Raw genomic sequence first — 25001 nt, forward strand, 5'->3', positions numbered from 1 at the left:
ACTTGATTGCTGCATGTCTCTTTTATTGCAAAAAATCGCGCCACGCAAAGCCCTGACTGAATGGGCTGGCGTGCTGGCTGCGAGCCGTACATCATGGATTGCCCAGCCATTTATTCGCTGGTTTATTGGCCGTTATGGCGTGGATATGTCGCAGGCCTTGCATGAGGACCCAGCGGCCTATGCCTGCTTCAACGATTTTTTCACGCGCGCGTTGAAGCCCGATGCCAGGCCACTGGCAGCAGCAGACTGGATTAGTCCAGTCGATGGCGCGGTCAGCCAACTCGGGCGTATTCGCCAGGGCCAGATTGTGCAGGCCAAAGGCCGCAGCTATTCGGTGGCTGAACTGCTGGCGGATGAAGATGCCGCTGCTGCATATTCCGACGGGTCTTTTGCCACTTTGTATTTAAGCCCGCGCGACTACCACCGCATCCATATGCCCTGCGATGGCGCTTTGATGCGCATGAGCCATGTGCCAGGGGACTTGTATTCGGTCAATCAGGCCACAGCTGCTGGCATTGACCGCTTGTTCGCCCGCAATGAACGCCTGGTGTGTTGGTTTGAGGGGCCGTTTGGCCCGTTTGCGATGGTGCTGGTGGGCGCAACGATTGTCGGCAGCATTGCCACCAGCTGGCATGGCGTAGTCACACCGCCGCGCACTGGCGCAATTCGGCACTGGGCTTACAACCAGGGTGACTCCAATCGCATCCATTTGCGCAAGGGTGAAGAGATGGGGCGCTTCTTGCTTGGCTCCACCGTCATCATGGTGATGCCGCCCGAGGCCTGTGTCCAATGGAATACGCATTGGCAGGCAGGCACGCCGATTCAAATGGGCCAAGAGATGGCAGCCAGCAAATAAGCCCTACTATGTCCGGTTGAGTGAGTTGCTCCTCTGCAGGTCCCAGGCCGCTGGCGTGCCAAGCCAGTGCCGCATGTATTTGTGAACATGCAGGCCAGGGCGCTGGCATGGGCATTTTTGTCTTAATTCGTCCGCTCTGGCGTGCTCAGTTCGCACGGCATGCTGACTCCTGTAATCGATAGGTTGTGTATGAAGTCGACGCCTCCCCAAATTTCTCAAACACTCACGCACACGATTGATGAAATCGATGCCGAAGCCTTGAATCCCAAAGCCTTGCAACCACAATCGTACCGTTTGGCGTTTGATGACCCTGAGTTTTTAACGCGTAAAGAGACCCGCGGCATTCGTTTTCAGCTGGAGTTGCTCAAGCCCGAATTGGAGCAGGAGGCGCGCGGCATCCATCAAACCGTGGTGGTTTATGGCAGCGCTCGTATCGTGGATGCGGAAGCGGCAGCAACCATGCTCAAGGACGCCATTGAGCTAGGTGAAGAGCAGGCGATTGCCATGGCTGAGCGGGCTGTGCGCAATGCGGTTTACTACGAAAAGGCGCGTGCTTTTGCCAACATGGTCGCACGTGACTGCGAGTCCGAATCTGAGGAAAAACGCTTTGTGATTTGCACTGGCGGCGGCCCAGGCATCATGGAGGCAGCCAACCGCGGCGCCTACGAGGCCGGTGCATTGAACGTGGGCCTGAACATTACTTTGCCGCATGAGCAAAGTGGCAACCGCTACATCACACCAGGCCTGAGTTTCAAGTTCCATTATTTTGCCCTGCGCAAAATGCATTTCTTGATCCGTGCCAAGGCCTTGGTCGTGTTCCCTGGCGGCTTCGGCACCTTGGATGAGCTGTTTGAAGTCCTGACCTTGGTGCAAACAGGCAAAGCCAAGCGCTTGCCGATTGTGCTGTTTGGCTCTGACTATTGGAAGCGCATCCTGAATTTGGATGTGCTGGTAGAGGAGGGCATGATCTCTGCGCTCGATCTGGAACTGATTAATTACTGCGACGAGCCACAGCAGGCCTGGGATGCGATTCGCAGTTTTTACCAGACAGAAAAAACGGCCTAATGGGCTATGTGCAGGCGCTTGCCTGCAATTGAATTTTGAGAATGAACAGGGCGAATCGCAATGGAGTTGGCGGATATTCTTTTCTCGCAAGGCTTTGGCACACGGCGCGTGTGCTATGGCCTGGTGCAGTCGGGCTTGGTGCAGTGGGCCTACACAGGAGGGGACTGGCAGCAGACCCTCGATGGCGCTTTCTGGTTTGACGAGCTAGAGGATTTGCAACTCAAGGTCCAAGGCGTACACTGGCCTTACCAGGAAAAAGCCTACATCCTGCTGCATAAGCCAGCCGGTTACGAGTGCTCGCAAAAGCCTTCCACTTATCCCAGTATCTTCACCTTGCTGCCGGCGCCTTTACGCCAGCGTCCGGTTAAAGGCGGACAAACAGGCGTTCAGCCCATTGGCCGTTTGGACCAGGACACCACCGGCTTGTTGTTGCTCACCGATGACGGCACTTTTATCCACCGCCTCAGCTCACCCAAGCACATGGTGCCTAAGGTGTATGAGGTGCATGCCTGCCACCCGGTGACGGACAAGCAGATTCAGCAATTGCTGGCAGGCGTGGTGTTGCATGATTCGAACGAACAGGTCAAAGCCGATGAGGTTGAGCAGCACAGCGATACGCACATCAGCCTGACTTTGCATGCCGGCAAGTACCACCAGGTCAAGCGCATGCTGGCTGCGGTGGGCAACCGTGTCGAGCGACTGCACCGCAGCCGCATTGGTGACCTGGACTTGCCTGAATCCTTGCAGCCTGGGCAGTGGCGCTGGTTGAGCCCAGCCGAAGTGGCGGCCTTGTACGAGAAAAGAAAATAAAATAAGCATCTAAGCGTGCCTGGCTGGGGCGGCCGGCGCGCCTGTAGGCTCTGAGAACGTAAACACGTTCTGACACTCTGCCAATAAAAAACCGGAAGCTGCAGCGCAACTTCCGGTTTTTTTATTGGGCGTCAATCACTGCAGATTCAGCGTTTGAGCAGCACTTTCAATGCCGATTGCAGGCGCTTGCTGGTGGCCTCATCGGCTCCTGTGGCCAGCACAGCTTGCAAATCGGTGGTCCATGTCTCGGCTGGGCTGGCAGCATTTCTCTGTGTCAGCAATTGCAATTGCAGCGCACGGCGCTCGCTCAGGTGGTCGGCTGGAGTTGGCACCTCAGCAGCCATTTCCAAGCGCAGTACAGCTTCCGAGGCTTTGGCGTTGTTGGTTGCTGATTGGGAAATGGTGTTTTTCCAGCTGTTCCATTGTGCGGTAGAGACGCGTTTGCTGATTTGGCTTGGCTCAGGCAGTTTGTCTGCGCTGCGCTCTTTCCAGGCGTCTAGCAATTGTGTGACGGCTTCGCCATGGGCTTGGGCTGACAGTTTGCGCAAAGCCGTTTGTGCATTTTCCAACGCATTGCGTTGGGCGCGGAATGCGCGGTCACCCAGGCGTGGGGCTGCGGCAGGGCGGCCATCACGCTCTCTGGGGCTGCGGGCTTCAAAGCCATTGCGGCGCTCATCGCGGCCATCACGGCTATCGCGCGGGCTGTTGCGGCGTGCGTCGCGTGGGTTGCCCTCTCGCGTTGCAGGCTTTTGCGCGCCTTGAGCACCTGGGCGGTCATCGCCACGCACCGCAATAACGGCTTTGGGTGCTGCTGGTGCTGGTGCAGGGGCAGCTTCAGCTGGGGTTTGCTCTGCATCTGCTGTGCTGGCTTCGCTGCTTTGGGCTGTTGTATCAGCTTGTGGCAGTTCGGCGCCAGCGTTGTTGTCTGCATTGGCTTGGGCTGTGCTGTCTGCTGCAGATGTGGCAGGTGCTGGTGCTGCCGCGGCGGTTTCAGGCGTTGAGCGGATGGCAGCTTGCAGCGCGTCCATCGCATCACGGATGGTTTGTGCGTGACCACCTGCAATCGCTTCTTCCAAAGCTTGTGAGGCATTCAATACCGCTTGGTCGTGCACCGAGGCCACGGCGTCGGCTTGGCTGCGCTGCGCGTCCTTGCGCTGGAAAGCCTGGTCTAGCGGCTGGCGGAATGCATCCCAGAGTTTTTGCTCTAGTTTGCGATCCAGTGGCACAGACTGGGCTTCAGCTTGCCAGCGTTGCTGCAGTGCTTTGATCGCACGCACATCGAGTTGAGCGCGCGCACCCAGCTCTTTGGCCTCTTCAATCAGGCTGCGGCGCAGGTCGGCGCTTTGTTTGCGGGCGTTGTCCAGCGGCGCACCGGCCTGCTCGTAGGCTTCTTTCCATTGCGCTTGCAACTGGCCAAAGACTTTGTCATTGACATGGCCTGCGCTGCGCCAGCGGTTGGAGAATTGCTGGAGCTGGCGCTGCAGGGCTTTCAGATCGACGGGCTCGGTCAATGTGCTTGCGTAGGCGCGCACTTCATCAATCAGGGTTTGGCGCTCAGACTTGTGTGCCTGGGCTTCAGATTTTACTTTTTTCAGCCAGACATCAATGATTTCGCGGGCTTTGCTAATGGCTTCGTCAAAGCGTTTCCACAGGTGCGCATTGGGTGGGCTGGAGCGGTCCACCTGGCGCCATTGCTCATGCAGCTCGCGCACTTGGGTTTGCAAGGCCTTGCCGCTCGCTGGTGCCTGGCCTTCGCCGGCGGGCACGAGCAGTTCGGCGCGGGCAATCAGCTCTTCACGCACCTGGTTGGCGCCCCAGCGTTGCCAGCCTTGCAAATCACCGGCATCAATCAGCGCGCGGTTGATGCGGCGCTCCAGCTCGGTATCGACTGAGCCGCCCAGTTCTTTGAGCATCTCACGCAAGGCAGCAGCGGCTTGGCTGCTTTGTTTGGATTGGCCTTGTTTGACAGTGGCCTCCAGTGCTTTGACGGCGGCATTGACCTTGGCTTGCTGCTCGGCACTCAAAGTCACGGCGGCCACGGTCGTGTCGACAGGCGCTTGCAGGCCATGCAGTGCGCGCAGCTCGTCGGCCCATACTTGCACTTGTGGCAGTGGTGCCTTGGGGTCTTGCGCGGCCAATTTGGCTTGCTCCAGTGCTGCAGAGAATGCTTCGAACACCTGAGTCAATTGCACGCGTGAGCTTTCAATTGCATTGGTGTGGCGCGGCTCAACGCTGCTCCACAGTGGCGCAGAGATCAGCTCAGCGGCGTTGCTGCTCCACTTGTTCACGTCTTGCGCAAGGCCAGGTGCGGCTTCGGCAGCTTGCTGCCAAGGCTTGGTCGACAGCACGTCAATGCGTTGGGCCAGCAGCACGGCAGCTTCTTTTTGCACCATGGTTTTGTGCTGCAGCTCTTCCAGGCTTTTGATTTGGTCGGCAATGCGGCTGCGCAAGTCGGCCAGCGGCTCTTTGGACAGCGGTGCACCGGCTTTGGCCGCATCGCGCAACCACGCCATGCCGTCGGCAATGTGGAAGGTCGTTGCGGCCAGGATTTTTTCTGCCTTAACGGCCCAATCTTGGCCTGCTTCTTCCTGTTGGTTGGATTGGCGGATATCGTTCATACGTTGGCGAATAGGTTTTGCGGCGCCTTTGTCGCTGGCGCTCAGGGCTTTAAAGACTTGTTGCAAAAGAGCTGGCTCAGGATTGCTGGCCAGCCACTGGTTCACGCATTCGAGTCGCTTGGCGGTATTGCTGGCAGAAAAAACGCCTCCCGTGACTGCATCCAAAGGGTGCGGTGGGGCTGGCGTTTTGACTGCGGGCACAGCGATAGGGGCCGGGGGCGGCTCTGGCTTGCGCGAGAAAAAAGGAAACAGGGCCATGATGAACCAAGACTCCGAATCAATGGGCTTGCATGCCATGTAAGCTGGCGGGCAAGCCCTGTATCTGATTAAAACTGCTCAGGCATGCGCACTTGTGGAGCGGTCTTGCTTGCGGCAGTATAGATAAAAAGAGCGGTCTTGAAAGCTTATGGGGCTTCGTTGACTTCAGAGTTTCGCTCGATTGCTGGCGCCTGAATGCCCAAAACCTGCCGCAATGCTTTGCTGCGTGTGGCCACTTCACGTTTGGCGTCAGCACTGGCAAATTTGCTGTACTGGTTGAGCAGAGGTACCATCTGGCCATAGACGCGTGGCGTTGCGGCCATGCATTCGCCTTGCTCCAGAAAATCGGATTCGCCGGTGAAGTTGCCCACCAGGCCGCCGGCTTCTGTAACCAGCAAGCTGCCAGCGGCAATGTCCCAGATGCTCAACCCGGTTTCAAAGAAACCGTCGGTAAAACCCGCTGCCACATAGGCCAGATCCAGCGCGGCTGAACCAGGGCGGCGCAGGCCAGCCGTGCGTTGTGAGAATTCCGTGAAAATTTGCAGGTATTGGGCGTAATCGTCACCAGCGCGGAATGGGAAGCCGGTAGAGATCAGGCTGTCTTGCAGTTGTTTGCGCTTGCTGACGCGAATGCGGCGGTCGTTCAGAAACGCGCCACGGCCGTGTGTGGCGGTAAACAAGTCGTTGCGGGCAGGGTCATACACGACCGCTTGCTCGATGCGGCCTTTGTATGCCAGTGCAATGCTGATGCTGTAGACCGGAAAGCCGTGGATGAAGTTGGTTGTGCCATCGAGTGGGTCAATGATCCAGACATGGTCGGCGTTGCGTTTGCCATGCTTGGTGCCGCTTTCTTCGGCCAGAATGCCGTGTTGCGGGTAGGCGCTCAGCAAGGTTTGCACAATGATGTCTTCAGCTGCCGTATCAATCTCGGTCACAAAGTCATTGATCTGCTTTTGCGAAATACGCACCGCTTCCACATCCAGTGCGGCGCGGTTGATCACACTGCCAGCTGCACGTGCCGCTTTGATGGCGACGTTCAACATGGGGTGAAGGCTGGTAGATGTGGTGGTGGTGCTCATGGAACTGCAATATACGAAAAAAACCAACAACAATGTCGCTGATGACTCAGCACCATTGTGCCTGCTGGAGTAGGTGGGGGCGCTATTGAGACAGTGCTGGAGAGCGCTCTCTCATAGTGTGCGCCAAAATGGATGCCAAGCACCTATCTCGGCGGGATCTCTGCCAAGCCCTTCAAACAGGTGACAATGTATAGCGTCAAGCCAATTGGTGCCAGTCGGGAAAGTCTGCAAAACTCCCGCAAGGGCTTTGCCTGCCTGTGTACCAAAAAACTTGCAAGCCGACATCGGCTAATTCAGCATTTTACCGCCCTGGCGCATGAAAAAGCGCAGCGGCAGATCCTTTCTTTCTCTATTCAATGCCATTTTCGATGCCATTTTGCCGTTGTAGCCTTGCCAGTGGGGGTGTTTCCTGCTTGCTGGCGAGTCGCATGAGGGACTGGGTGGTAGCTTGTGTGGCCAAGCATGGGCACGGCAATGTGACCAAGATCTGCTGCGGGATAGCCACTCATTAAAAAACAAGCGCGCTCGCGCCTTGTCTAAGCCATGAAAACCAGATTTATATTGATACAGACTAGCCACGCTGGCAATGTGGGGGCGGTGGCCCGTGCCATGCGCACAATGGGCTTTGACGACTTGGTGTTGGTGGAGCCACGCTGGCCAGATGTATTGACCCACCAGGAAGCCATCGACCGAGCCAGCGGTGCCACCGATGTTTTGAGCAAGGCGCGGGTAGTTGCCACTTTGGACGAAGCCTTGGATGGCGTGCAGCACTTGTGCGCCACGGCGATGGTGCCGCGTGATTTTGGGCCGCCCACGCGCAGCCCCAGAGCCCATTGTGAGTGGCTGGCGCAGCGGCAGGCCGACAGTGCAGAGGCATCAGATCCAGTGGCAGCGACACCTTTTGTCATGCCTGAAGGCGTTGCCTTTTTGTTTGGAAGTGAGCGCTTTGGCATGCGTAACGAGGACGTTTACCGCTGCAATGTGGCCTTGCAAATTCCAACGGCAGCGGACTTTGGTTCGCTCAATATTGCCGCGGCGGTGCAGGTGATTGCGTATGAATGGCGTTTGTTTTTGGATGCGCAGTCTGCAGTGGTGCGGCCTGCGCTGGGTGCAGGGGCTGAGGCGGGCGCGCCTGCGTCTGGCGTGGCAGCAGCTGCACTGGCCGACGCCCAGGCGGTTGCAGGTTTGTTGGAGCACTGGCGTCAAGGCCTGGAGGCGATTGGCTATTTGGATCCGGCGGCACCTAAAAAACTCATGGCGCGGTTGCAGCAAATGTTTAATCGGGCGCAACTGAGTCCTGAGGAAATCCATTTGCTGCGTGGCGTGGCCAAGTCCATGCTCTACACCGCAGCTCAGGCGAGCAATTTGCCACAACGCGATTAAGCATTTTGTTGTCTAGTGCCGCTGGGCTGCGCCCAGCACGCAATGGGCTAATTTGCGATAATCTTTGGTTAAGCCATACTTGGCAAGCCCTGCGCAACTGCTTGTTGCGGCCTGGGTGTCGTCTCACAGGCGATCCGCTGAGGTATTTGTTTTTCCTACTTTGAATGCGATACATGCTGTCCCGATTACGAGCCGATCTCCGATGCATACTTGAGCGTGACCCTGCGGCGCGCACTACATGGGAGGTGTTGACTTGTTATCCAGGTCTGCATGCGCTGTGGATTTACCGTTTGGCGCATTGGTTTTGGACCCATGGTCTGAAATGGCTGGGACGGTTTTCCTCGCATGTGGGGCGTATGCTGACAGGCATTGAAATCCATCCGGGCGCAACGATTGGTACAGGCGTGTTCATTGACCACGGCATGGGGGTGGTGATTGGGGAGACGGCTGAAATCCATGATGGCGTGACGATCTACCAGGGGGTCACCTTGGGGGGCACATCCTTGCACAAAGGCAGCAAGCGCCATCCGACGATTGAGGCTGGTGTGATCATTGGTGCAGGTGCCCAGGTATTGGGTGGCTTTACTGTGGGGGCGGGCGCCAAGGTCGGCAGCAATGCGGTGGTCACCAAACCGGTGCCGGCAGGCGCTACTGCCGTCGGCAACCCAGCCAAAATCATTTTGGCCAAAAGTGAACGGCCACGCCAGGATGCGCAGGCAGCTGGCGTGTTTAGTGCGTATGGGGTGACTTTGAGTGACGACCCGGTCTCGCAGGCGATCAAGGGTTTGATTGATACCGCGTCTCAGCAGGAGGCACAGGTCGAGCTATTGCGCAAAGAGGTCAAGCGCTTGTCTGCGCTGTTGGAGCCGCAGACGCCTGCTGCGGTGGAGGTTGGCAAAGAGTCAGAAGGCGCCAAACAGACCGATTTGAAAGAGTTGCGCGAACTGGTTGATGAGTAATTGCCCGCAGCTTTCAGGCAAGGCACCGATGATCTAAAAAGACATCGGTGCTTTTTCATGTGCTGCATGCAAAGTGCGCACAAGAAAAAGCCCGCTTATTGGGCAATAAGCGGGCTTTTAAATGGTGCGGCTGGCAGGATTCGAACCCACGACCCCTTGGTTCGTAGCCAAGTACTCTAATCCAACTGAGCTACAGCCGCATAAACAAAAGAACTTATTAAAAGAATTTGCTGCGATGGGCAAATCTTATTGAGATGGTGCGGCTGGCAGGATTCGAACCCACGACCCCTTGGTTCGTAGCCAAGTACTCTAATCCAACTGAGCTACAGCCGCACAAAAAACGAAAGAACGGTAAAAAATAGATTCCGATGAAGCTATTTGATAATGGTGCGGCTGGCAGGATTCGAACCCACGACCCCTTGGTTCGTAGCCAAGTACTCTAATCCAACTGAGCTACAGCCGCATAAAAAAGAAAACGAAAGAACTTTTCAAAAAACTTGCTGCGATGAGCAAATTCCTATAAATTGGTGCGGCTGGCAGGATTCGAACCCACGACCCCTTGGTTCGTAGCCAAGTACTCTAATCCAACTGAGCTACAGCCGCTGAAGAGCGAGATTCTAGCATACAAAAAAATGCTGCTTTGGCGACATTCAAGCAAATAGTGAAGAATTTTGCATTGGGCTTCATTTCTTCACTATTTTGGCGCGCCAGGCTTTACTCGTGGACTTGCTCAACTGCCATCGTATGCGCCAGCCATGGTTTGTTGGCCAAGCGGGCGGCTTCAAATGCTTTGATTTTGTCGGCATGGCGCAAGGTCAGGCCAATGTCATCAAAGCCGTTGAGCAGGCAGTATTTGCGAAATGGAATCACATCAAACGCCAATTCTTCGCCGCTTGGGCGAATGATGACTTGGCGCTCCAGATCCACGGTCAGCTCATAGCCTGGAAACGCGTTGATTTCGTTGATCAGCAAGTCAACCACCGTCTCTGGCTGAACAATCGGCAGCAAGCCATTTTTAAAACTGTTGTTGAAAAAAATGTCGGCATAGCTGGGCGCGATGATGGCGCGAAAGCCATATTGGTCCAAGGCCCAGGGCGCGTGCTCGCGCGAGGAGCCGCAGCCAAAGTTTTGGCGCGTTACCAAAATCGATGCATTTTTATAACGCGGCTGGTTCAGCACGAAATCGGGGTTGGGCTTGCGCTCGGATTCGGGCACGCCGGGCTGACCAGGCTGGTCCAGATAACGCCACTCGTCGAACAAATTAGGGCCAAAGCCGGTGCGCTTGATGGATTTGAGGAATTGTTTGGGAATGATCGCATCGGTATCGACGTTTTCGCGATCGAGTGGGGCTGCAAGGCCTTTGTGTACTGTGAATTTTTGCATGGGGCGATGAAAACACGCTGGCAGGCATACGGCAAATCAATAGGCGCTGGTGGCAGGCCTATCTCTGTGTATGTCGCTGGCGTTGTTTGCTATGGGCAATAGGAAACAATGAAGGGGTATTGCTGGCTCCAGCAGCAGCTGCAATGCGCAAGCGGGCTGCTGGAGCTGGCAAGGATGGCGTTACTGCGCCGACTTATTTAGCAGCTTTCTCGATGGCTTTGCCACCTTGCTGAACGTCTTGTCCAACACCTTGCACGGTATTGCAACCTGCCAGAGCAGCGATGGAGAGGAAGGAGACCAAAACGATGGAGGCGATTTTTTTCATATGAATTCCTTTTGAAATGTTGGCAAAGATCAGTGCAAAAAACGGACCTTTGGGTTTTCCTAATGCCCGTGAGCAATTTAGAGCATTTGCCGAATTTTGCCAACGCATGTGTCTCAAAAAAGCACGGTCTATGCTTATGAAAAACGGCGAATATCGACGAAATGTCCATGAATTGCGGCAGCAGCAGCCATCGCCGGACTGACCAGGTGGGTGCGTCCACCAGCGCCCTGGCGGCCTTCGAAGTTGCGGTTGCTGGTTGAGGCACAGCGCTCGCCTGGATCGAGGCGGTCGGCATTCATGGCCAGGCACATCGAGCAGCCCGGCTCGCGCCATTCAAAACCTGCGGCAGTGAAGATTTTGTCCAGGCCTTCGCGCTCGGCCTGCTCACGCACCAGACCAGAGCCTGGCACTACCATGGCCAGCTTGACGTTTTTGGCTACTTTTTGGCCCAAACGTTTGACCACGGCAGCCGCTTCGCGCATGTCTTCGATCCGGCTATTGGTGCACGAGCCAATAAAGATTTTGTCGACGTGGATGTCGGACAAAGGCTTGCCTGGCTCCAAGTTCATATAGGTCAGGGCGCGCTCCATCGCATTGCGTTTGACCGCATCTTTTTCTTTGTCTGGGTCGGGTACTTTCGCATCCACACCCAGCACCATTTCGGGCGAGGTGCCCCAGGTCACTTGCGGCACAATTTGCGTGGCATCAAGCTCAACCACTTTGTCGAACACCGCGTCCGCATCGGAGTGCAAGGTGCGCCAGTAAGCCACGGCTTGGTCCCATTCGACGCCGCCGACGAATTGGCCCGTTTTGTCGTCAAAACCTGGCGCCAGTGGACGGCCTTTGAGGTAGTCGATGGTTTTGTCGTCCACTGCGATCATGCCCGCGCGCGCGCCGGCTTCAATGGCCATATTGCAGACCGTCATACGGCCTTCAACTGACAAGGCGCGAATTGCAGAGCCCGCAAATTCAATGGTGTAGCCGGTGCCGCCTGCGGTGCCGATTTTGCCAATGATGGCCAGGACAATGTCTTTGGCGGTGATGCCTGGGGCCACATCGCCTTCGACCTTGATCAGCATGTTCTTGGCTTTTTTGGCCAACAAGGTTTGCGTGGCCATCACATGCTCGACCTCGCTGGTGCCAATGCCGTGGGCCAAGGCGCCAAAGGCGCCGTGTGTCGAGGTGTGGCTGTCGCCGCAGACCACGGTCATGCCGGGCAGGGTGGCGCCGTTTTCAGGGCCAATCACGTGCACAATGCCTTGGCGCTGGCTCATGAAGGGGAAGAATGCAGCAGCGCCAAATTGGTTGATGTTGTGGTTGAGCGTGATGATCTGCTCTTTGCTGATAGGGTCGTCAATGCCGTCGTAGCCGCGCTCCCAGCCGGTGGTCGGCGTGTTGTGGTCGGCCGTCGCAACGATGGAGCTGACGCGCCAGACTTTGCGGCCAGCTTCTCGCAAACCTTCAAATGCTTGCGGGCTGGTGACTTCGTGCACCAGGTGGCGGTCAATGTACAGCACAGCTGTGCCATCTTCCTCGGTGTGTACAACGTGCTCGTCGAAAACTTTATCGTAAAGTGTTTTGCTCATGGGACTCTCGTTTTACTGCTTCTGAAATAGGGGCTGATGGACTGGTTCAGGTCTGGTATCAAGCCAGATAGCCAGTGCATCAGCGGTATGTTGAAATAGGGGCTGTCATGGCGTACTCAGTGCGGGCTGCTACTGGCATACCAGCCATTGCGCAGTTGGGCGTTTGGGGCGCGTGTGCGGCTGCGCAATTGGGCTTGCTCTTCCAGATGGGCAACTAGCAACTGGGTGGCATTGGGCAACGTAGCAAAGTCGCGCGCAACAATCCACGATTGGCGCCAAGCCCAAGCATCACTGAGCGGCACGCACATCAAATGGCCCAGCGGCTGCAGCAAGGCAAAAGCCCGATCGGGCATGACGCCGATGCCAAAGCCGTTGTCAATCATGCGGCACATGGTATCGAGGCCAGATACCTGGATGCGTTGGCGCAAATGTTTGCCTACTGAGGCTGCGGCTTGCCGCATCAACAAGCCAATGCTGCTGTGGCTGTGCAGGCCGACAAAATCACAGTCCAGTAATTCCGCAAAACTGACGCTGTAATCGTCTTCGCTGCCGTTGTGGTTGAGGCTGCTGGCGCGTGCTGAGGCGCTGGAGCTGTCATGGCGAGCGCCCAGCGCAACCGCCAACGGATGGTGCGAGGGCATCACTGCGACCAAACGGTCGCGGTGGTAGGGGCGCGATTGCAGTGCGGTCGGCTTGGTGCCTGGTGTATAGCAGATGCCCAATTCCACCGCGCCTTCTTGTACCGCTTGTTGTGTGTCGTTGCTGATGTGCTCTTGCAAATCAATCTTGATGGCTGGTTGACGCTGGGCAAACAGGCCCAAGTCCTCCGGCAGGAACTGCACAATGGTCGACAGGCTGGCGTGCAAGCGAACATGTCCGCGCACGCCTTCTGCGTACTCCTGCAAGTCGGTATGCATGCGCGTGATGTCGTGCAGGATGCTGCGTGCATGCTGCAAAAAACTCTCGCCAGCTGGGGTGGGTTTGACGCCACGGCTGTGGCGCTCGAGCAAGACAATGCCGACTTCGCTCTCCAAATCGGACAAACGTTTGCTGACCGCAGAGGGGGCAATGAACTCGCGTTCTGCAGCTTGTGCAATGCTGCCGGTCTCGCACACCGCCACAAACAGCTCCAAGGTGGTCAGGCTGAGATGGCGGGATAAGCGGTAACTTTCTTGCATGGCGACGTGGAGTGGTTTTTAGATTCGTATTCTACGATTGCAGTGTATTCTCCATGCTTAAAGTGCCTATTGTCATCGTGATTGGCGATGTCTGGTGTGCCGGGTTCCGAATGGCCGCGCTAACAGTCCATGGGCTGCTGGCGCAAACCAGAGTCGTGCTGCTTTTCAAAACACGGCTGTCGCAGCAGGGGGTGGGGTTTACTTCTTCAATAGCGGGCAGGCGGATTGGCTGACGGGCAAAAAGGCTTGGTCGGCCGGGATTGTCGAGGTCAAGTCGTAGTAGTCCCAAGCGCCTTTGGATTCCTTGGGTGACTTGACCTTGAAGACGTACATGTCATGCACGACGCGGCCATTGTCTTGGATCGAGGCATTGCGGATGACCGCATCTTCAATGGGAATTTCCCGGATTTTTTCTTGAATCACGCGCCAGTCATCGGTGCCAGCAGCGGCTACGGTTTTCAAATAGTGCAGGGTGCTGGAATACACGCCCGCCTGCACCACGGTGGGTTTGTTGCCGCGAAACTGCTCGCCAAAGCGGGTGGCAAAGGCCCGTGTCTGGTCATCCAGGTCCCAGTAAAAACCTTCTGAGAAGGTCAGGCCTTGCGCCGTTTCCAGCCCCATTGCATGCACGTCGGTCAAGAACACCACCAGCGCGGCAATTTTCTGGCCGCTGCTGGTCACGCCAAACTCTTGCACGCTTTTCATGGCATTGACGGTGTCTTGCGCGCCATTGGCAAAGGCGATCACATCGGCGCCCGAGGCTTGTGCTTGCAGGATAAAGGACGAGAAATCACTGGCGTTGAGCGGGTGGCGCACAGAGCCTACCACGGTGCCACCATTGGCTTTCAAGACCTCTGTGGCGTCTTTTTCCATCGCATGGCCAAACGCGTAGTCGACGGTGATGAAGAACCATTTCTTATCGCCGGCCTGGGCCATCGCGGCGACCGGACCTGCGGCCAGTGAATACGTGTCAAACATCCAGTGAAAGCCATTGCGTGCGCAGTCCTCATTGGTCAGTTTGGCCACGGCTGGCCCGCTGTAGAGCGCAATGCCACCGCGGTCTTTGATGATTTTCTGCACCGCCAAAGCCCCAGCCGAATTGGTCAGGTCGACCAAGGCATCGACGCCTTGCACATCGATCCATTCGCGTGCGCGTGAGGCGGCAATATCAGCCTTGTTTTGGTGGTCGGCGCTGACCACTTCGATGTTCATGCCTTTGCATTCGGCTTTCAGGCAGTCTTCTACCGCCATATTGGCAGCGACGACCGAGCCTGGGCCCCCCATGCCGGAGTAGGGGCCTGAGAGGTCGGTCAAGACGCCGATCTTGACTTTGCCATCGGTCAACTCAAGAGCGTTGGCCGACTGGCTGGCGAGGCCTGCCATGAGCAAGGCGCAGGCGAAAACGATCTGTTTTTTGGGTGTGAACATGCTTGTCTCCTTTTGGAATGGTGGCCGATGGGCTCTTGTACTCTTCTCTCGGGTAAAGCTTGCCGGCGCGATGCGTCAGCAAGCAAGGCTTTGCGATGCGTTTATTCGTTGCCAGGAAAGGCCAGCGACGTCGGCGTGGCCGAGGCTTGCTCAGGCCAGCGCTGCGATACTGTTTTGAGCTTGGTGTAAAAGCGCAAGGCATCGGGCCCGAACAGGTGGGCTTCGCCAAAGCGCGAGCGGCGCAACCCGCCAAAATTGTGGTAGCCCACTGGCACGGGCACAGGCACGTTCACCCCAATGCCGCCGGCGTCGACCTCGGACACAAAGCGGTTGGCGCTGGCGCCGCTGCGGGTGTAGATCACTGCGCCGTTGCCGTATTGGTGGCTGTTGGTCAGCTGCAGGGCTTCGTCCAGGCTGTTGACGCGCATCAATGCGCGTGCCGGGCCAAAGACTTCTTCCTGGTAAAACGGCATATCGGGGCGGACATGGTCCAGCAAGCTTGCGCCCACATAAAAACCGGCGGCATCGCCTGCGCATGGCGCTTGCCTGCCATCCACCACCAACTGCGCACCGTCTTGCACGCCCGCTGCAATGGCGTTTTCAATGGCCGCTTTGGATTGGGCGGAAATGACGGCGCCAAAGTCCGCTTGGCTGTCGTTGTAGGGGCCGACCTTCAAGGCTTGAATCAGAGGTTTGAGCAAGGTTTTCAATCGCTCAGCCGTTTCATCGCCCACGGCGACAAGCACCGACAAGGCCATGCAGCGCTGGCTGGCCGAGCCATAGCCTGCTGTGACAAAGCCTGAAGCAGCCGCTTCCAGATCGGCATCGGGCATCACAATCATGTGGTTTTTGCCACCGGTATACGCGCCGACCCGTTTGTTATGGGCCGTGCCCTTGTGGTAGATGTATTCGCCCACCGAAGTCGAGCCAACAAAGCAGACTGCGGCAATGTCCGGGTGTTCCAGCAAGGCGTCAACCACTTCCTTGTCGCCGTTGACCACGTTCCAGATGCCATCGGGCAAACCGGCCTGCTTCCACAAGTCGCCCAAAGCCAGTGCTGCGCTGGGCACTTTCTCTGACGGCTTGAGTATCACGGCATTGCCCACGGCCATGGCCATCGTGCTCATCATCAAGGGCACCATCACAGGGAAGTTGAATGGCGCAATGCAAGCGACCACGCCCAAGGGCACACGCATTGAATACACATCAATGCCACCGCCGACATTGCGAGAGAATTCGCCTTTGCTCATCGCTGGGGCATTGGTGGCAAATTCCACTGCCTCCAGTGCGCGGGCCAACTCGCCTTTGGCGTCCTGGATGGTTTTGCCGTTTTCCTGGCCGATGATTTCAGCCAGTGCGTCGGTGTTGGCAATCAGCAGCTCACGGAATTTGTACATCACCGCCACGCGGTGGGCGTGGGAGGCGCTGCCCCAGGCTTGTTGCGCTTTGGCCGCTTTGGCAATTGCCTCATCGACAAAGCGGCGGTCTGCCATGTCTAGCTGGGCCGATGCACTGCCAGTTGATGGGTTGTACACGGCGGCATGGCGCAGGCCTGGGCCTGTGACGTGCTGTCCGCCAATAAAGTGGCCGATGGTTTTCATGGCATTGTCTCCTTGTTGTGTAATGGGAAAAGCGCTGGGCGAGGGCGGACTTTGCTTGGTCGGCCAAAATCCGCTCTGGCATTCTTAAGCCGTGCTTCAGGCCGCACGGGTATGGCAGAAAATACTGTTGAAGCCCTTGTGCTGATGGCCCTTTGCTGCATGGCTGCTGAGCAGTGGCTGGCTGGTCGTGGGCTGTGCGGTCGGCATCGGTCGGGCGCGTGCCAGTTCGACACCTCGGCCGCAGGCCATGCAGGTCAAGCCGGTTGATGCGGCTGCGTGAGTCCTGTCAGCAATGGGTGCGTCGATACAACCAATGGCCACTGGCTTGCACGACCTTCGCGATGGCCCGGGCCGCGTGGAGCGCAATCGTGGAGCCATCGCCAAAGAACGTGGTGAGCTGAGCGCGGGCAGCAGCGCGTTGGTGAGGACGAAGCTGCTGTTTTGTGCCGTATCCGATGGGTCGGCGACACAGGGGGGCTCGTTATTGGCAAAGGCTGCCAGGGCAGATTCGGCTAGACCGAAGCTGCACACGTCAAAGCCCGCTTTCACCAAATTGGGGGCGATTGGAAAACCTTTCTTGCCCGAGCGAATATCTCCGATGCGCATGCTTGTCTCCTATGCTTATTTGCGCATAATAAAATGCATAAACGCATTGCACTAGACGCATTTTGCATATTCATTATGCAAAAACGCATTCAAGAAGGACTTGTCAGTGACGCCATTCAATTGGGATGATTTGCGGGTTTTTTTGGCCATTGCACGCCACCAGTCGGCCTTCGATGCGGCCGCAGAAATGGGGATGAATCAGTCGACCGCGTCGCGCCGTTTGCAACGGCTCGAACAAAGCATTGGCTCGAAACTGTTTGAGCGTAACTCACGTGGCCATCGCTTGACCAATGCTGGGCACCGGCTGCTTGAGCATGTGGAAAAGCTGGAGGCGACGATTTACTCGATGGAGTCCAGCTCGTTTGGCGACAGCGTGGCATTGTCGGGCGATGTGCGTATTGGCACGACCGAGGCCTTCGGCAGTTTTTTTCTGGCCCCGCACCTGGCACGCTTTTGCCAACGCCACCACAGCATCCACGTCGATTTGCTGCCGATGCCGCGCAACATCAACCTCTCCAAACGGGAGGCCGATATGTCGGTGACATTGGAGCGGCCCATTGCAGACCATTTTGTCGTTGTGAAGTTGCTGGAGTACCGCTTGGTGCCGTATGCGAGCCGCAGTTATCTGCAGTCGTTGCCGCCGCTCCGGCACCGCGATGACCTGACGCATTTGCGCTGGGTGGATTATGTGGATGACATGGTCTTTACCGACCAGCAACTGAACCTTAAAAGCGTGGTGCCGGATGCACAACCGTATTTTTGCAGCACCAGCCTGAATGCGCAGTTCTCGGCAGTCAGAGCGGGCATGGGCATTGGCATCCTGCCGTATTTTCTGTGCCAGAACGTGCCCGATTTGGTGCCTGTCTTGCCCGAGCAAGTGGGCATTACCAGAACCTATTGGCTGGCAGCGCCCTCAGAGCGCCGCGAATTGGCGCGCGTCAGAGCACTGTGGGATTACTTGCGCCTGGTGGCCAGCATCAATGCGGATTTCTTGATGGGCCGCTCGCCAACGCCGGTGCAGGTGACCCATGCGTCGTTTGACCAGTTGCTGTCTTAGAACTTGTACAAAACTCTGCTTTTAGGCTCCAAAACGCTCAGCGTCGAGCTTTGGCGCGCTGAGACGACGCTGCTCGCCGTGATGGCAGCAGGCTTCGTTCGAGACTGTGAACAGATGGTGGTCAGTAACGCGGCACAGCGGTATCAACCGTCAATGACCAGGAGTCAATGCCACCGGTAATATTGGCCAAGGACGAGAAGCCATTGTGGTGCAAAAAATTGGCCACATTCTGGCTGCGCATGCCGTGGTGGCAGAGCAAGGCTGTAGGGCGATCGGGGTCAAGCTGGTTGAGCATGCCGGGAATATTGCCCATTGAGAGCTGCAGCAGCTCGCACCCTTCAGGTGCGGTGACCGAGGCCTGGGCCCACTCCCATGGCTCGCGTACGTCGATCAGCAAAGGCTTTTCTTGTTTGGCCAACTGCTGCTGGCTCCATTCTGCGGTTTGTTGTGGCGTGATTTGTTCAATCATAGTTGCGAGAAAGGTTTAAAAATCCAGTGTGTCTGTTGGCTGGTGGCACCTCGCATCTCGCACCGACGAATGCCAATGCGGGATCGGCACTGGGGTGCGCTTGGCATCTCCATCACCATGTGCTGATGGCTGCGGTGCTCTGGGTGAAACCTGCCAGATGCGGCATTATGACAAAGCCCAATGCCATTGCCGCATGCAATGGCGTCCTTCGGGCATTTTGAAAATGCATGTGGCCGCGCATTCATGCGGTATGCTTGCTGCCGTTTGCATGCCCATCACATGGTTGCTGGCATGCGGCGCTGCGACACACAGTGGATGCATGGGCATCAACGGGCCCGTGGCAGCGCGAGCTGGATTGTTTTTAGGTTTGTTTTTATGAGTTCTTCCCCTTCACCCCGCATTGCCTTGATTGCCGCAATGGCCCGCAACCGCACGATTGGCCTCAATGGTGGCATGCCTTGGCATTTGCCCGAGGATTTGCGTTATTTCAAAGAGAAAACCATGGGACGGCGAATGGTCATGGGCAGCCGCACCTGGGCCTCCTTGCCCGGTCTTTTGCCAGGGCGTGAGCATGTGGTGGTGTCATCACGCCAGTTGGAGCTGCCTGCCGGTGTGGTCTTGGTCGATAGCCTGGAGCGTGCGTTGGCACTGCCACTGCAGCCGTCTCAGTTGGGGGCCGAGCAAGGCGCTGAACCGACCGTGTTTGTGATTGGCGGTGGTCAGATCTACCAGCAGGCATTGCCTGTGGCCACTGATTTGTATTTGACCGAAATCCAGGCGGATATTGAGGGCGACACCCAGTTTCCTGAGTGGGATCGCCAGGCGTTTCGTGAACTCAGCCGCCAAACGCACCAGGCCCCCATTGCCAAAGGTGGCGCGCCTGTTGCGTTTGATTTTGTGCACTACTGCAAACAGCCGTAAGCTGGCTGCCCTACCCATGCTTGTGCATGGTTGGTTGTTGCATTCGTGTTCGGTCTGTCTCGTTTGTCCAGAGCTTAGCTAGGAGTTGAATGAATGGCTGCATCTATTTTGGCCGTGTTTCCAGGAACCTTTGACCCCATCACGCGCGGTCATGAAGAAATGATTCGCCGCGCTGCCGGTTTGTTTGACCGTTTGATTGTTGCTGTGGCTGCCGGGCATCACAAAAAAACCATGTTCAGCTTGGGCGAGCGCATGGAGATGGTGCGCGATGTATTTGCTGATTTACCCAACATCTCTGTGGACAGCTTTTCTGCGCTGATGCGCGATTTTGTGCTTGCGCATGGCGCGCAGGTCATGGTGCGTGGCGTGCGTGGCGTCACCGATTTTGACTACGAAGTGCAGTTGGCGGGCATGAACCGCAAGCTCATGCCCGATGTAGAGACGGTATTCATGACCCCTGGTGAGCGCTACCAGCATGTCAGCAGCACGTATGTGCGAGAGATCGCCAGCTTGCACGGAGATGTGCAAGGGTTCGTCTCGCCTCTGGTGCACCAGCGCTTGCTGCAGAGGGTCAAAGAGCGTCAGTCTGACAATTGAGTTGCAGCCGTGCCTGTTCTTTGATGCCTATAACGCCGCACGGCGTTATGCACAAAGTTGAGCTTTTGCAGCACGGCGGTTGACAGGGCAAACGGGTAGGCGTCGTTGTGGCCTAGGCTGCGGTTGAGGCTGTTCAATAACAAAGACAGTCCCATGGCCTGGTTCAGCAATGGGCCTATATCTTGTGGTGAGCCATCTTGCGGCGCTTGTGCAAACACAACGAATGGGTTGTCAACGGTTGTATGGATGCTGCCTGCATGGCCTTGGGTGGCAAATTGCAGCTGGTAGCTGCAAGCGGTTTCTTGCACATCAATCAAATGCAGGTAATGCGCCCAGGTCTCTGCCCAGTCCTCCCAGGGGTGGGCTGCGGCGTATTGGCTGACGTGGTCTTGTTGCCAATCCTGGCGAGGGTTGGCATAGTGGTGCTCCAGGGCTTGGCCATAGTCGCTGCGCTCGTCGCCAAATAAGGCGCGAAACGCATCGAGTGCCAATGCATCCTGCAGAAAAAACTGGTCCCAATAAAAGTGGCCCACTTCATGGCGCAGGTGGCCTAGCAGTGTGCGATAGGGTTCATGCAGGTTTATGCGCCTGCGTGTGCGCTCTGCGTCATCGGCTTCCAAAATATTGAGGGTGATCAGGCCGTTGGCATGGCCAGTCATGACCGGATCCTCACCTGGAACATCTTCCAAAAATTCGTAGCGCGGTGTGCGCTCACGCACATCAAGCCCTAATTTGGCCAAGGTGTAAAACAAACGTCGCTTGGCATTTTCAATCGTTTTCCAGGCCAGTACATTGCTGGGTGTGGACAGGTTGGGAATGGTTTTGGTTTGTCTGCACGAGAGGCAGTAGCCTGATGGATCCGAGGCATCCAGCAAAAAATTGCAGTTATTCTGGCTCTGTGCATTAAGGCAAAATTTGAACCGTTTGGCCTGGGACTGGTCGGGCGAGCCCGCTTCCGGGGAGTCAAGGAGCGACCACAAAGCCGGCTGCGATAGTGCCGTAGCAGCAGGCGTGCCTGACTCCAGGGCGTTGGGGGCGGCTTGTGATTCCAGCCCCGAGGGCTGATTGGCTGAAGATGCAGGGAGCGCTTGTAGTGCAATAAGGCGCAGCGAGTCAGGGTCAAAACCCAAAGAGCTGCTGCAATAAAGACAGCTTTGACTCTCAAAAAAGACCAAGCTGTTGCAGTGAGTGCATTGGAATGTTTGCATGTTGATGTCCTCAACGATTAATGATTGATCAATTAATGCAAACTGGCGCCCATAAGCCCCCAAGCGCCAATTTGCGCTGTGTACTGTTTGAAATTAAAAAATGCAGTATTAAAAACGGCTCAATGAATCACCACAGGGTGGTGTGCCAAACCGGTGTAGCTGTCCAAAGTGTCTTCCACTTCTTCTTGAGTCGGGGTGTTGCGCTGCCATTCTTGAATTTGCGCATGGAATACTTCGGCCCAGCTGCCATCCAAATAGACCTCACGGCCTGAGCGTTTATCAACAATCTCAAAACCGTGGCGCACGAGGTTGTGTTCAGCTTTGGGCGTGAAAAGCGGGTTTGCCTCAAGAGGCATGGGAATATCCTGCTGCATGTGCACAACCGAAAAGGCTTCAGAGTCATACAGTGTGTTCATGGAGTCCTCCAGTGTGATAGGTTCATTCAGCATGGATGAGGGCGTTTGGCTAATTTTCAATAGATGGAGTCCGAGCTAGCACGAAATGCAAGTGCGATCTGATTGTCTGCAGCTTGTCAATATCGCTAAGTATGCACGAAAAAAATAGCCGCTAGAGTTAGTGGACCATGCTGTGCCAACATCGGTGAAATGCCTGTGCGTGCGCTTGGCCATTGACGGGTTGATGACGGGGGCGGGGGGCCTCCTGTGAGTCGCTTATACGGGGCAACTACGGTCATCTGCAGGCAGCGGGCTCTCTGCGCTAGAGAAGCCCGCTGGGTGGGCTGGGTTAGCAGGCGTGCCCTGCTGAGCCGTTTTAAGCTTGTTCGATGTGTTCAACCAACAGCGCGCCAAAGCCAGAGCAGCTCACCTGCACTGCCCCTTCCATCATGCGCGCAAAGTCGTAGGTCACATGTTTGCTTTGGATGCTTTTGGTCATCGCTTGGATGATGGTGTCAGCCGCCTCTGTCCAACCAATATGGCGCAGCAGCATTTCTGCTGACAAAATCATCGAGCCTGGGTTGACATAGTCCTTGCCAGCGTATTTGGGCGCCGTGCCATGTGTGGCCTCAAACATGGCCACGGTTTCGTTCAGGTTGGCGCCAGGTGCAATACCGATGCCGCCCACATGCGCTGCCAGTGCCTCCGAGATGTAATCCCCATTGAGGTTGAGTGTGGCAATCACGCTGTACTCGATGGGGCGCAACACAATTTGCTGTAAAAATGCATCGGTGATGCAGTCTTTGATCGCAATGTTTTTGCCGTTATTGGGGTTTTTCAGGCGCAACCAGACGCCGCCGTCAATTTCTTCTGCACCGAATTCGCGCTTGGCCAAGTCAAAGCCCCAATCGCGGAAAGCACCTTCGGTGAACTTCATGATGTTGCCCTTGTGCACCAAGGTCACGCTGGGTTTGTCATGGTCGATGGCATATTGAATGGCCTGGCGTACCAAACGTTCCGTGCCCTCACGCGAGACGGGTTTGATGCCCAGGCCCGAGGTGTGCGGAAAGCGCACTTTATTGGCACCCAGCTCGTCTTGCAAAAACTGGATGAGTTTTCGCGCCTGGTCGCTGTCGGCCTGGAATTCAATGCCTGCATAAATGTCTTCCGAGTTCTCGCGGAAAATCACCATATTGGTTTTATGCGGCTCTTTGAGCGGCGAGGGCACACCCGCAAAGTACTGAATTGGGCGCAGGCAAACATACAAGTCCAGCTGTTGGCGCAACGTCACGTTGAGTGAGCGGATGCCACCACCGACGGGTGTTGTGAGCGGGCCTTTGATTGAGACCAGGTGCTCTTTGACGACATCAATGGTTTCAGCCGGCAGCCAGGCATTTGGGCCATACAGTTTGGTGGCTTTGGCGCCGGCGTAGACCTCCATCCATTCGAGCTTGCGTGCGCCGCCATAGGCTTTTGCAACGGCGGCATCGACCACGCGGCGCATCACTGGGCTGACATCTACTCCCACACCATCGCCTTCGATGAAGGGAATGATCGGATGGTCTGGGACATTCAGGGTATTGTCCGCATTGAGGGTGATTTTCTGGCCTTGGCTAGGCACTTGGATATGCTGGTAATTCATACAGTCTCCGCAAGCGAGTGGGGTGCTGATCGGTGGCTTGGTGTATTTGCGGCAAGTGCGCAAACGGCGGCTGCATGTTGGCGCGAATGGCCCGATTCAACAACCGTGGCCATGCGCCAATCATGAGGGTGTGCATATGAACAGGCACGCTCAATGCAGGCCCGGTGCACATTGCCGCGCATTTTAGCCTCCCAGTGAGACCGCCTGCACGGCGTGGCCAGGCCAAGTGCCTATAAAACTGTACGGAGGCGACAGCTTTGCGCTTGTTCTTTCCAAAGCGTCTTATTGGCCAATCAGCAGGCTTTTGAAGGTGGTCTTGAATTGATCTACCTTAGGTCCAACCACGGCCGCGCAGTAGCCTTGGTTGGGGTTGTTCTCAAAGTAACGCTGGTGGTAATCTTCTGCAGGCCAGTAATTGCGCAGGGATTCCACTTCGGTCACTACCGGTTTACCCAGCACGTGGCTGTCGTTGATGTCCCGAATCAAGTCATTGGCGACATCGCGGTGCGCGTCTTCTTCGACATAAATGCCGCTGCGGTATTGCGTGCCGGTGTCCGCGCCTTGGCGATTGAGGCTGGTGGGGTCGTGGATCGTAAAGAAAATCTCCAGCACTTGCGCCACGCTGATTTGCTCTGGGTCAAACCCGAGCCGCACGACCTCGACATAGCCGGTCTTGCCGGTGCAGACCTGCTCGTAGGTCGGGCGGGTGGGCAGCTCGCCATTCGCATAGCCAGACTCAACGCTCACAATGCCTTTGACTTGGGTAAAGACCGCTTCGGTACACCAAAAGCAACCACCGCCTAAGGTGATCATCTCAACTTTTCTCGCTGCAGTATGGGACATGGGGCTCTCCATAAAAAGGATTTTTTCACTGTGACTGGCCGGTTTGGCTGGCATTGAGCACGGTGGCAATTTGAGTGAGGCACAAGCCGTCTTTGCTGCGTCCGCAGCATTGACGGCCTGCGCTACGGTTTCTATCTTAATCAATCCAGTTATGGAGTTTCTGCAAAACGCCTTTTTGTGGTCCGAGTGTGGGGGCAGAGGGTCCGTTTTATTGTCTTTTCATCCGTAGCAGCGGCCATAGCCATTAAAAGACGCCTTGCGGGAGAATTGCCACGGCTCGTGATGGCTGCGCGTTGGCCTCTGCGCAAGCTTTTTGAAGAGATTCCCTGTTGCATGCATTGGCATATGGCATTGCATCTCAACCAGCGCGCGAAGCCAGAGCGCGCAAGGAAGTGGAGTGGCGTATTGCCAGATCCGCGATTGATGCTGGATTAAGCGGCCATCAATGACAGGCAGTGTGGTGGCGCCGTCAGCACGGAGAAATGCAGCGCCAGGCTAGCCCCTTTAGCTTGCCTGCTGAAGCGAAAGGCCTCTGCAAATTGAGCCGCGCATGTACATCACCTGCCAAATCATGTGCCACTCGCAGCCTTGTCTTGAGCGAGCGCCATGCTTGTTGCCTGTTAGCATGGATCATGCGCAGATGCAGCGATGCTGGCTCGAGCAAGCGGTTCGCCGATGGATTCACAGTAGGATCCAGTCGTACCAGATAGTCATTGCTAGGAGTCTTGTCTGGA

General features: G+C 56.4%; 22 protein-coding genes and 4 tRNA genes. 9 read left to right on the forward strand and 17 right to left on the reverse strand.

The features are described 5' to 3' along the window. Window positions 1-13: 13 nt before the first annotated feature. From asd to E8K88_RS11170, 3 genes are all read left to right on the forward strand, one after another. Entirely contained in the window at window positions 14-856 is an 843-nt protein-coding gene (asd, locus tag E8K88_RS11160) for an archaetidylserine decarboxylase (RefSeq protein ID WP_136406747.1), read from the forward strand. A gap of 189 nt (window positions 857-1045) precedes the next feature. Continuing rightward, window positions 1046-1921 (forward strand): LOG family protein, encoded by an 876-nt coding sequence (locus E8K88_RS11165; RefSeq protein ID WP_136406748.1) that lies wholly within the window; start codon window positions 1046-1048, stop codon window positions 1919-1921. 60 nt (window positions 1922-1981) lie between these two features. Next, window positions 1982-2731, forward strand: coding sequence for a 16S rRNA pseudouridine(516) synthase (locus E8K88_RS11170; protein WP_136406749.1), 750 nt, complete (start codon window positions 1982-1984; stop codon window positions 2729-2731). 146 nt (window positions 2732-2877) lie between these two features. Here the strand turns inward: E8K88_RS11170 and E8K88_RS11175 are convergent, their stop codons facing one another. Both E8K88_RS11175 and E8K88_RS11180 read right to left on the reverse strand, forming a co-directional pair. Continuing rightward, window positions 2878-5607, reverse strand: coding sequence for a DUF349 domain-containing protein (locus E8K88_RS11175; protein WP_136406750.1), 2730 nt, complete (start codon window positions 5605-5607; stop codon window positions 2878-2880). A gap of 146 nt (window positions 5608-5753) precedes the next feature. Then, window positions 5754-6686 (reverse strand): inositol monophosphatase family protein, encoded by a 933-nt coding sequence (locus E8K88_RS11180; RefSeq protein WP_136406751.1) that lies wholly within the window; start codon window positions 6684-6686, stop codon window positions 5754-5756. A gap of 543 nt (window positions 6687-7229) precedes the next feature. Here E8K88_RS11180 and E8K88_RS11185 point away from each other — a divergent pair. Together E8K88_RS11185 and cysE are read left to right on the forward strand one after the other, a co-directional pair. Then, entirely contained in the window at window positions 7230-8069 is an 840-nt protein-coding gene (locus E8K88_RS11185; protein ID WP_136406752.1) for an RNA methyltransferase, read from the forward strand. 173 nt (window positions 8070-8242) lie between these two features. Next, window positions 8243-9028 (forward strand): serine O-acetyltransferase, encoded by a 786-nt coding sequence (gene cysE / locus E8K88_RS11190; protein ID WP_136406753.1) that lies wholly within the window; start codon window positions 8243-8245, stop codon window positions 9026-9028. A 122-nt stretch (window positions 9029-9150) separates the two neighbouring features. On the opposite strand, the gene E8K88_RS11195 is transcribed toward cysE, so the two are convergent. The 10 genes from E8K88_RS11195 to E8K88_RS11240 all read right to left on the reverse strand — a co-directional run bounded on the left by E8K88_RS11195 (window position 9151) and on the right by E8K88_RS11240 (window position 16529). After that, a tRNA-Arg gene (locus E8K88_RS11195) sits at window positions 9151-9228 on the reverse strand. A gap of 55 nt (window positions 9229-9283) precedes the next feature. Next, window positions 9284-9361, reverse strand: a tRNA-Arg gene (locus E8K88_RS11200). 52 nt (window positions 9362-9413) lie between these two features. Continuing rightward, window positions 9414-9491, reverse strand: a tRNA-Arg gene (locus tag E8K88_RS11205). A 62-nt stretch (window positions 9492-9553) separates the two neighbouring features. Then, a tRNA-Arg gene (locus E8K88_RS11210) sits at window positions 9554-9631 on the reverse strand. 111 nt (window positions 9632-9742) lie between these two features. Further along, window positions 9743-10411, reverse strand: a complete 669-nt coding sequence (gene leuD, locus E8K88_RS11215) for a 3-isopropylmalate dehydratase small subunit (protein WP_136406754.1) — start codon at window positions 10409-10411, stop codon at window positions 9743-9745. A 193-nt stretch (window positions 10412-10604) separates the two neighbouring features. Next, window positions 10605-10844, reverse strand: a complete 240-nt coding sequence (locus E8K88_RS18605; RefSeq protein ID WP_420813570.1) for an entericidin A/B family lipoprotein — start codon at window positions 10842-10844, stop codon at window positions 10605-10607. Between the two features lie 26 nt (window positions 10845-10870). Further along, window positions 10871-12322 (reverse strand): 3-isopropylmalate dehydratase large subunit, encoded by a 1452-nt coding sequence (gene leuC, locus E8K88_RS11225; protein ID WP_136406755.1) that lies wholly within the window; start codon window positions 12320-12322, stop codon window positions 10871-10873. Between the two features lie 116 nt (window positions 12323-12438). Beyond that, the gene (locus E8K88_RS11230; protein ID WP_136406756.1) at window positions 12439-13500 is read right to left on the reverse strand and encodes a LysR family transcriptional regulator; all 1062 of its coding nucleotides are present in this window, start codon (window positions 13498-13500) and stop codon (window positions 12439-12441) included. Window positions 13501-13698: 198 nt separating this feature from the next. Beyond that, window positions 13699-14928: an ABC transporter substrate-binding protein gene (locus E8K88_RS11235; protein ID WP_420813571.1), complete on the reverse strand. Its 1230-nt coding sequence runs from the start codon at window positions 14926-14928 to the stop codon at window positions 13699-13701. Window positions 14929-15029: 101 nt separating this feature from the next. Further along, on the reverse strand, window positions 15030-16529 hold the full coding sequence (locus E8K88_RS11240; RefSeq protein WP_136406757.1) for a CoA-acylating methylmalonate-semialdehyde dehydrogenase: 1500 nt from the start codon (window positions 16527-16529) through the stop codon (window positions 15030-15032). A gap of 111 nt (window positions 16530-16640) precedes the next feature. Between E8K88_RS11240 and E8K88_RS18025 the strand changes: the two genes are divergently transcribed. Then, window positions 16641-16796, forward strand: a complete 156-nt coding sequence (locus tag E8K88_RS18025; protein ID WP_168797310.1) for a hypothetical protein — start codon at window positions 16641-16643, stop codon at window positions 16794-16796. Window positions 16797-17241: 445 nt separating this feature from the next. Then, complete coding sequence (locus E8K88_RS11245; protein WP_136406758.1) at window positions 17242-18192, forward strand: LysR family transcriptional regulator; 951 nt, start codon at window positions 17242-17244, stop codon at window positions 18190-18192. 121 nt (window positions 18193-18313) lie between these two features. Here E8K88_RS11245 and E8K88_RS11250 read toward each other — a convergent pair whose 3' ends face one another. Continuing rightward, window positions 18314-18661, reverse strand: a complete 348-nt coding sequence (locus E8K88_RS11250) for a rhodanese-like domain-containing protein (RefSeq protein ID WP_136406759.1) — start codon at window positions 18659-18661, stop codon at window positions 18314-18316. A gap of 375 nt (window positions 18662-19036) precedes the next feature. Between E8K88_RS11250 and E8K88_RS11255 the strand changes: the two genes are divergently transcribed. Both E8K88_RS11255 and coaD read left to right on the forward strand, forming a co-directional pair. Then, window positions 19037-19582 carry a dihydrofolate reductase gene (locus E8K88_RS11255; protein WP_136406760.1) on the forward strand — a complete coding sequence of 182 codons (546 nt, stop codon included), beginning with the start codon at window positions 19037-19039 and terminating at the stop codon, window positions 19580-19582. Between the two features lie 93 nt (window positions 19583-19675). Then, window positions 19676-20179 (forward strand): pantetheine-phosphate adenylyltransferase, encoded by a 504-nt coding sequence (gene coaD, locus E8K88_RS11260; protein WP_136406761.1) that lies wholly within the window; start codon window positions 19676-19678, stop codon window positions 20177-20179. Here the strand turns inward: coaD and E8K88_RS11265 are convergent. From E8K88_RS11265 to msrA, 4 genes are all read right to left on the reverse strand, one after another. Next, on the reverse strand, window positions 20164-21387 hold the full coding sequence (locus E8K88_RS11265; RefSeq protein ID WP_136406762.1) for a zinc-binding metallopeptidase family protein: 1224 nt from the start codon (window positions 21385-21387) through the stop codon (window positions 20164-20166). The two genes, coaD and E8K88_RS11265, sit on opposite strands and share 16 nt — an antisense overlap. A 119-nt stretch (window positions 21388-21506) precedes the next feature. Beyond that, window positions 21507-21803 carry a BTH_I0359 family protein gene (locus E8K88_RS11270; protein WP_136406763.1) on the reverse strand — a complete coding sequence of 99 codons (297 nt, stop codon included), beginning with the start codon at window positions 21801-21803 and terminating at the stop codon, window positions 21507-21509. A gap of 355 nt (window positions 21804-22158) precedes the next feature. Further along, window positions 22159-23424 carry an NADP-dependent isocitrate dehydrogenase gene (gene icd, locus E8K88_RS11275; RefSeq protein WP_136406764.1) on the reverse strand — a complete coding sequence of 422 codons (1266 nt, stop codon included), beginning with the start codon at window positions 23422-23424 and terminating at the stop codon, window positions 22159-22161. A 282-nt stretch (window positions 23425-23706) separates the two neighbouring features. Then, window positions 23707-24267 carry a peptide-methionine (S)-S-oxide reductase MsrA gene (msrA, locus tag E8K88_RS11280; RefSeq protein WP_240754480.1) on the reverse strand — a complete coding sequence of 187 codons (561 nt, stop codon included), beginning with the start codon at window positions 24265-24267 and terminating at the stop codon, window positions 23707-23709. Window positions 24268-25001 lie beyond the last annotated feature (734 nt).

The organism is Lampropedia aestuarii, from assembly GCF_004803635.1.
GTDB classification, from domain to species: Bacteria; Pseudomonadota; Gammaproteobacteria; order Burkholderiales; family Burkholderiaceae_C; genus Lampropedia; species Lampropedia aestuarii.